At 29.1% G+C, this 8,127-nt stretch carries 8 protein-coding genes; 7 read left to right on the top strand and 1 reads right to left on the bottom strand.

Going from position 1 to position 8,127, the window contains the following annotated elements; translation table 11 throughout:
- The 7 genes from ACQCX0_RS03950 to der all read left to right on the top strand — a co-directional run.
- Nucleotides 1-1,467: hypothetical protein (locus ACQCX0_RS03950; protein WP_462562877.1), on the top strand; the 1,467-nt coding region annotated here is incomplete at its 5' end.
- A gap of 9 nt (nucleotides 1,468-1,476) precedes the next feature.
- Nucleotides 1,477-2,829, top strand: a complete 1,353-nt coding sequence (gene radA, locus ACQCX0_RS03955) for a DNA repair protein RadA (protein ID WP_462562878.1) — start codon at nucleotides 1,477-1,479, stop codon at nucleotides 2,827-2,829.
- 10 nt (nucleotides 2,830-2,839) lie between these two features.
- Nucleotides 2,840-3,403, top strand: a complete 564-nt coding sequence (locus tag ACQCX0_RS03960) for a CvpA family protein (RefSeq protein ID WP_462562879.1) — start codon at nucleotides 2,840-2,842, stop codon at nucleotides 3,401-3,403.
- A gap of 1 nt (nucleotide 3,404) precedes the next feature.
- Nucleotides 3,405-4,034, top strand: a complete 630-nt coding sequence (locus ACQCX0_RS03965; protein ID WP_462562880.1) for a MarC family protein — start codon at nucleotides 3,405-3,407, stop codon at nucleotides 4,032-4,034.
- 29 nt (nucleotides 4,035-4,063) lie between these two features.
- Nucleotides 4,064-4,732, top strand: a complete 669-nt coding sequence (locus ACQCX0_RS03970; protein ID WP_462562881.1) for a tetratricopeptide repeat protein — start codon at nucleotides 4,064-4,066, stop codon at nucleotides 4,730-4,732.
- 12 nt (nucleotides 4,733-4,744) lie between these two features.
- Entirely contained in the window at nucleotides 4,745-6,064 is a 1,320-nt protein-coding gene (locus ACQCX0_RS03975; RefSeq protein WP_462562882.1) for a PQQ-binding-like beta-propeller repeat protein, read from the top strand.
- Between the two features lie 10 nt (nucleotides 6,065-6,074).
- Complete coding sequence (gene der / locus ACQCX0_RS03980; protein WP_462562883.1) at nucleotides 6,075-7,430, top strand: ribosome biogenesis GTPase Der; 1,356 nt, start codon at nucleotides 6,075-6,077, stop codon at nucleotides 7,428-7,430.
- A 29-nt stretch (nucleotides 7,431-7,459) separates the two neighbouring features.
- On the opposite strand, the gene ACQCX0_RS03985 is transcribed toward der, so the two are convergent.
- Nucleotides 7,460-7,948 (bottom strand): hypothetical protein, encoded by a 489-nt coding sequence (locus tag ACQCX0_RS03985; RefSeq protein WP_465029883.1) that lies wholly within the window; start codon nucleotides 7,946-7,948, stop codon nucleotides 7,460-7,462.
- Between the last annotated feature and the right edge of the window lie 179 nt (nucleotides 7,949-8,127).

Raw genomic sequence — 8,127 nt, forward strand, 5'->3', positions numbered from 1 at the left:
AATCATCTTCCTGAAACTACCAAAAAAGATATATCTTCACCGGAAAATATTATATTAGCACCAAATTTTAATGATAAAGAATCTTCGCCACAAATTACTAACCAAGAAGATGTTATTAAAATAAATCTTAAACAAGTAGAGGATAACTCAGAAGAGATTAAATCCAGAGAAATATCACCTGCAAAAAGTAATGCTATAGTAGAGGTAAACCTCGCAAAAGACAATAATATTGAAGAAGGTAAAATTCTTTTCACAGGAGAAAACCAACCTCTTACTCTTCTAAACAATGTTGAAAATAAAGCTCTAAAACTAGAAAAAGATGTTAAGCTCTTAGAATATCAAATCCAAGAATTAGAAAAAGAAGCTACTACTTTAGAAAATAACTCAGAGAAACTTATGTCTACTGATAAATTTATTGATAAAAGTACAACTTTACAATCCTCAGCTGAAGAATTAGAAAACAGTACTAATAACATTCGAACAGAGCTGAATAAATTAGAAGAAGAAGCCTTAGCGGTAGAGAAAGTAACTCAGCATTTAGAAGAAGAAGCTCATAAATTAGAATCTGCAACTCAAGGTTTGGAAACAGAAACTAATCGTGTACTAGAGCTAACTAAAAAGCTTAAAGCCTATGAAGAACGTGATAAAATGCATGCTTTAGAAGAAGCAACTTATTCATTACGTAATCCACCAGAAACTCCACCAGAAACAGTATCATTTAAAGAAAATGAAATAGAAGAAGATTATACTTATCTTCCACAAAAACAAAATCCTTCGGAGGCATCCCTAGCTAGTACTTACATACCCAAAACCGATACCAGTAAGAGTTATTTAAAATATATTAACAAATCTGATAATGCCCCTACCCCAACAGAAAATATTACAGAAACAGATCGTCTTACAGGAATTATGAGTAAATATCTGAAAACTCCGGCTACTACTACAGAGGCTTCTATAAAAAAATATGATGCTTCTAAGTATCTTAAAGTTAACACTACTACTGCACTAAAAGAAGAAGAAGAAAGTTCTATACCAACACTAACTGCTAATGATATTATTAATAAATATAAAAAAAGTACAGCTCCAAATAAATATCTTAATGTTAATAAGTATATCAAACCTAACTCTACTCAGGAACCCATAGGAACTCTAGAAACTGAGCTTGATAATACTTCTGTTGATTTAAAGCCTTATATTAAGAATTATAACCCTATTAATTATCAGGCTTCTAATTACCAAAAAGCTCAAAGTAATACCTATCCTACGCCTAAAGCTTCTCCTGTAAAAGCAACTGCTTATGTACCATCATCCGTTGCCTTGAAAGCTACACCTAGAACCCCTACTAGAGTTACTACCACACAAAACAGCCCTATGCTTAAGCCTAGATCTTACAATATTCCTCAAAGACCGAGTAATATTGCTAGTGCTATGAGTAGACCTACTCAGGCAAATTTTACCAAACAATAAAACTCTAACGTGGCTAAAAAAACCGCAAAATACCTTTGTAGCAAGTGTTATACTATTTATCAAAAGTGGTCTGGTACTTGTGCTGTGTGTAATAGCTGGAATACTATTGAAGAAAATTCTTCAGAATTTATCACCTCAAATATTAATCCTAATAAAATTGAATTTGCTAATCTTAATACTCCTAGTATGCTAAAACCAAGATTTGTCACTAATATTAAAGAATTCGATAGGGTTTGTGGCGGAGGAATGGTAATCGGTTCTGCTTTATTAGTAGGTGGAGACCCTGGTATTGGAAAATCTACTCTGCTTATGCAGGTAGTATCAAAATTATCTAATAATTATGAATGTTATTATATATCCGGTGAAGAGTCTATTGAGCAACTAAAAAGCCGAGCCCTTAGACTAAAAGTTAATACTTCAAATTTAAATATTGCAACGGCTACTTCTTTAAATGATATCATTGTATCCCTAGAGACTACCAAAAAAGTTGATGTTTTAATTATAGATTCTATCCAAACCGTATATTTAAATGAGATAGATTCTATTCCGGGAAGTGTATCACAAGTTAGAGCATGTGCAAATAGTTTAATTAATTTTTGTAAAAAGAATAATATAATCTTAATTATGGTAGGGCATGTTACCCGTGAAGGACAAATTGCAGGACCAAAAGTATTAGAACATATGGTTGATGCCGTACTCTATTTTGAGGGAGAAAAAAATAATTATTTTAGAATTTTACGGGCTGTAAAAAATCGTTTCGGAGCCAGTGATGAAATTGGGGTTTTTGAAATGAGTGAACAGGGATTACAAGAAATCGCTAATCCTTCAGCATTATTTTTAAGTGAGTATCAACATAATATTAGTGGCAGTGCAGTATTTCCTGCAATTGAGGGGTCACGTCCGGTGCTTGTAGAGGTACAATCTTTACTGGTAAATTCTACTTTTGCCACTCCTAAAAGAGCGGTGGTAGGAGCAGAGAGTAATAGATTATCTATGATTATGGCAGTCCTTGAAGCTAGATACGGCTATGTGTATAATAATAAAGATGTTTATTTAAATATTGCAGGAGGTTTAAAAATTACCGAACCGGCTCTTGATTTAGCAATGTGTGCCTCCTTACTCTCGGCTCTAAAAAATCATCCTATTGCTTCTAATACCGTAATAATAGGAGAAATTAGTTTGTCAGGACAAATTAGGTCTGCTTTTCACCTAGAAAAAAGACTAATTGAGGCATATCGCTTAGGATTTACACATGCTATTATTCCTAAAGTTCCTAAAAAAATTAAGGCTAATCTTCCTCATGATAAAATAAATATTAAGGAACTATCTAATATGTTTGAATTAATTAAAATAATATCTTAAACTATTTACTATGTATAACAGCCTTCAGATTATAGATTATTTTTTTATAGCATTATTATTGCTTTTTGGCATTATGTCATATATAAAAGGCTTTATGAAAGAAATTCTAAATTGTACTAGAATTGTTTTAGCTATTTGTTTAGCTTATCTTTTAAAAGATTTTCTAGCACCCTTACTCTCAAATTACTTTAAAGAAAAGATTATCTCTCAAATTATCAGTGTATTAATAATATTTTTCCTTACTTCCCTTATTTTAGCAATAATTTTTAAAAGAATTCATATTAATGAAAATTCTAATATTATGATAATCTATGTAGATAAATTATTAGGATTTATTCTTGGTTTAATAAAAGGCTTAATATTAATTACAGTAACATTATTATTTATTTCTTATACTATTAAGAATACTACTATTGCTACAAAATCTTATTTTTATCCTATCCTTCTTAATACTACTCTATTTTTAGAAAAAATTGATATTATCCTACCCAATAGAGAAATGATTTTACCAAAAGAAATAATTTTACCAAAACTTGAACAAAGAATAACTACTATCAAAAATCAAAGTACTTAACATGTTATTATTTAATTCGTTTCTAACTTATCTTCTTACATATTTAGTAGTGGTATCTCCTGTAGTTACATTAACTTTATTTCTTCCGGTGGTATCAAAATATTTACCGGCTCAAAAACGCGTTATGGCAATTAAAGGTACTTCCATAGCTTTTATTTTTTTGGCAGTTTTGATCTTTTTCGGAGTATCTCCCTTACACAGTATAGGCATTAGTATTTCTGCTATAAAAATAAGTGGTGGCTTAGTATTATTTCTAAATGCTTTATTGACTTTTATCAATACTCCTCTTTCTACAGTTTCTATGGTTGAGGAGGATGTAAATACTCACACTCAGAATAAAGATATTTCAGCCTTTCCTCTTGCCATACCTGTAATAGCAGGTCCTGCTGCTATTAGTTTAACAATAATTTTAACAGAAGAAATCGGTGATAATTTTGCCCTAAAAATTATGCTAGTTTTAGCTTTATTAGTAAATTTACTATTATCTTTGTCTTTATTGTTATTATCTGATATTATTATGAGTAAATTACCTAAAAGTGTTGTAAATTCCATTATTGTAATCGGAACCTTAATGGTACTTGCTCTAGGGTGCCAATATATAATAGCCGGAATCAAAGAATTCTTTTATTAATAATATAAAGTAAATTAGGATATAATGTTATGCAGAGAGAAGATGCAAATTTTATTAGTGAACTAGAAAAAGACCTAAAAAAAGATAGATTAATTAGGCTTCTTAAAAAATACAAATATATTATAGCAGCCTTTATTGTTATATTAATTATTATGGCTACAAGCTATGTTTTGTATAATTCCTATGTAACTAACAAAGCTAATAAAAATAGTGATGCTTTTTATAATATTCAAACTATGTTAGCAAAGAATAATAATCAAGAAGCAATCACCGCTTTAGACATCCTTGTTAAAGATAGTACGAATGTTTATAAATTATTGGCTTATTTACAAAAAATTAATTTAGCCCTGCGTAATGCTAATTACGAAGATGCTCTCAAAGAACTCAAGCAAGCTCAAACTATTAGTTTACCTACTGTATATAGAGATTTACTCCAAACCATTGAATTAATACTACACTTTAATAATCCTGCTAAGAGCGATACAAAATCCTTACTTACTATGATTAAACCGGCTTTAAAAAAAGAAAGTTCTTTTTATTATAATAATTTAGAATTATATATTATTGCACTAATCAATGAACAACAATACTTAGATGCTGATAAATTTAGCAATGAAATTTTACAAGGCAATAATGTTCCTGCTGGTATAAAAACTAGAATAACTAATCTAAAGTCTTTAATTACGGAACATCTCTAATCTTAGACTAACATGCTATCAAAAATATCTAAATCTTTATTATTATTTATTATCTTGGTATTTGTTTATGCTTGTAAGGGTACTGATAAAAATACTATTCCTGCTAAAAATACTCGTGTAGCTTTATTTGAAAAAATTAAAGATCCTACTACTATTATTACTAATGATACCACGGCTATTATTAGTAAACCTGTTAATCTTAGTAGTTGGCATTTTTTAAATTATTCAATTCAGAATAGTATTCCAAATGTAGTATTAAATAGTTATAATTTTAGTTTATCAAAGACTTATAATGTATCTGAATCTTTTAAAACTAAGCAAACTCTACCTAATTTGATTATTGATAAAAATAATATTTTTACTATATCTTCTAATAATACCTTAATAGGTATGAATTTTGTTAGTGGTAAGTATTTTTTAAAATTAGCTTTAGCACATATGGGAGATATTAATGGGATATCTTTAAATAAAGATATCCTCTATCTAGGCGGACAAAATGGTATCTTAACTGCTATTTCTACTCTCTCAGGGACAATTGAATGGTCTACTAATTTATTATATCCTATTTCCTCTACCCCTATAGTTGATGATAATACCGTATTTGTAATAGCAAACAATGCTATTTTTGCCTTAGATATTCATAGCGGTAAAACTATTTGGAAGGTGAATAATTCAAAGAGCGGATTAGCTTTGCAAAAACTATATTCCCCTACTCTTTATCAAAATTATCTAATTGTCGGTTTATCTAGTGGAGATATGCTACTTTTACGCAAAGAAAACGGAAAAATTGTTTGGAAAACTAATGTTTTATCAATAGGGCTTAGAAAACCCTCTGTCTTAAGTGCTGATATTAAAGCCTCACCCTTATTAATTAATCATAATACGGTATTATTCTCTTCCTATGCAAATATTACTACTTTAAATAAGCTAAATGATCATACTTCCATTTGGCATAAAGAAATAGGCACTATTTCTACCCCTATAGTTCAAGCAAATAGAATTTATTTAGTAGATACTAATGCTTTCTTATATACTTTAGATTTAAAAACAGGAAAGACTATTTTTAATGTTCCTTTAAAATTATTCTCTAAGAGCAAACAACCCAACCAACCATTATTATGGTTTGGTCCAATACTTGTGAATAATAATTTATTAATAACTAATTCTTTAGGAGAAATCTTTATAGTTTCTAGCAAAAATGGGGAAATTATAGCACAATTTACCTTAAAATTAGGAAATAAAGAACAATTATATACTTCTCCCCTCATTGTTAATCAACAATTATTCTTCCTAAGCTCTTACGGAACAATATATATTATAAATATTAAATAGGTTGTATGTTTTGTTTAAAGTAGCAATTATCGGTAGAACTAATGTTGGTAAATCAACTTTATTTAACCTATTAGTCGGTAAGAAAATAGCCATTGTTGAAAATGTATATAATGTAACTAGAGATAGAAAAAAAGCTTTAGCCAATCTTTTTGATTTACAATTTGAAATAATTGATACCGGAGGATTCATTGAGGATAAAAATTATCTTAGTCAGCAAGTTTGGCTACAAGCTATTAAAGCAATAGAGGAAGCTCATTGTATCTTATTCTTAATTGACGGCATGATTGGTCCTACTCCACATGATAAGCTTTTAGCTAAACAATTACGTTCTTTAAGTAAACCCGTAATTGTATGTGTAAATAAAACTGAAAAAATGCAAGTTGCTAATAATAGCCCAATGGCTTATGAATTAGGCTTTGAGAAAGTTGTGTCTCTATCAGCTAAAGCTGCTATCGGCTTAGATGACCTACATGAATATTTACTACCTTTATTTGAAAAGCACCAGGCAGAAAATCTTAATCAACCCAAAGATGAACTTTATGATGCTAAATTACCTGACTTAAGTATTGCAATTGTGGGGAAACCTAATGCTGGCAAATCCACTTTAGCTAATGCCCTTATTCAGGAGGAACGTTTAATAACTGGAGAAAAAGCCGGTATTACCAGAGATGCTATTGCAATTTACTTAAATTATAAAGGTAAGAAAATTAAGCTGATAGATACCGCAGGATTAAGGAGAAAATCAAGAATAGACACTAAATTAGAAGCATTATCTAAAAACGAAACTATTAGAAGTATATTTTTTGCTAATACCGTATTGTTAGTAATAGATGCCTCCGAGGAGATTTCCAAACAAGATCTTAATATTGCTAAATATATTATTAGTGAAGGAAGATCTTTAATAATTATTTTAAATAAAATAGATTTAGTAAAAAAACCTCAACTACTTATTCAAAAATTAGAAAACGACTTAGAAAAAATGTTTTATCAGGTGAAGGGTATTAAAATTATCGGAATCTCTGCTTTAAATAATACTAATCTTACTAAGATTTTGGATGAAGCTCTCATTACTTATGAAAAATGGAATACTAAATTACCAACTTCTTTACTTAATAAGTGGTTAGAACAGTTATTACAAACAACTCCTCCTCCCCTTATTAATGGTAAACGTTTAAAAATTAAATATATTTCCCAAACTAAAACCCGCCCTCCAACCTTTGCCTTATGGATAAATATGGATAAGGAAATTCCTACTTCATACTTAAGATATCTGCAGACCGCATTGTATCATAGCTTTAATCTTCTTGGCGTTCCTATTAGATTACTTACTAAAAAATCAGTAAATCCTTATAACCCAACCAATTAACTTCTATTATACTAATTACTACCACAGAACTATTTTGATACTACTTTACAAATTTTTAATTTATGCCAATTTTTTTTTGTAACCATAGTTTCTATATCACTACAAGCATCTGTTTTTAATTGTAAATTAAGAGTTGGTAATTTCTCTAAAACTGCTTTATTCTTATTAACATCAAAAATAAAATAGATATTTTTATTATTATTTTGTGCTATTTTTTGTTTAAGTTTATTGAAATAAAAAGGATACTTTATCTCAATCATTCCTAACACTATTTTATTTTTACTATCAATTAGTGGAATAACATAACTCATTGTAGTACCACCTAAAAGTATAATAGCAGCATCCTCAAGTTTGATATCCTTAATACTTACTTGTTTATAATTAGTATCAGCAGTATTTAGGTAAAAACCTAAATCAAAGTACCTAGTAAAAACGATAATTATAACTGTAAAAGTACTAATAACTATTATCCTACTTTTCTCATTATTAATAATTAAAGCCTTAACTAATAGAATCATCACTATTCCACTAATAGACAAAATTGTAGCTAAATATCTATAAACAGAAAAAGTAAAAAGCCATATAACATAACTAAGTATAAAAAATATTACTATGAATAGGGTTTTATTCCCTAATTGTAAGGATTGTTTTTAGATCGGAAGAGCGTCGTGTAGGGAAAGAGTGTAGATCTCGGTGG

It is taken from the genome of Candidatus Hepatincolaceae symbiont of Strigamia maritima, from assembly GCF_055505085.1.

Bases quoted from the DNA above. Each gene is read 5' to 3' on its own strand.
- ACQCX0_RS03960 (WP_462562879.1), top strand. From the start codon at position 2,840: ATGTATAACAGCCTTCAGATTATAGATTATTTTTTTATAGCATTATTA.
- ACQCX0_RS03965 (WP_462562880.1), top strand. From the start codon at position 3,405: ATGTTATTATTTAATTCGTTTCTAACTTATCTTCTTACATATTTAGTA.
- ACQCX0_RS03970 (WP_462562881.1), top strand. From the start codon at position 4,064: ATGCAGAGAGAAGATGCAAATTTTATTAGTGAACTAGAAAAAGACCTA.
- ACQCX0_RS03975 (WP_462562882.1), top strand. From the start codon at position 4,745: ATGCTATCAAAAATATCTAAATCTTTATTATTATTTATTATCTTGGTA.
- ACQCX0_RS03985 (WP_465029883.1), bottom strand. From the start codon at position 7,948: ATGATTCTATTAGTTAAGGCTTTAATTATTAATAATGAGAAAAGTAGG.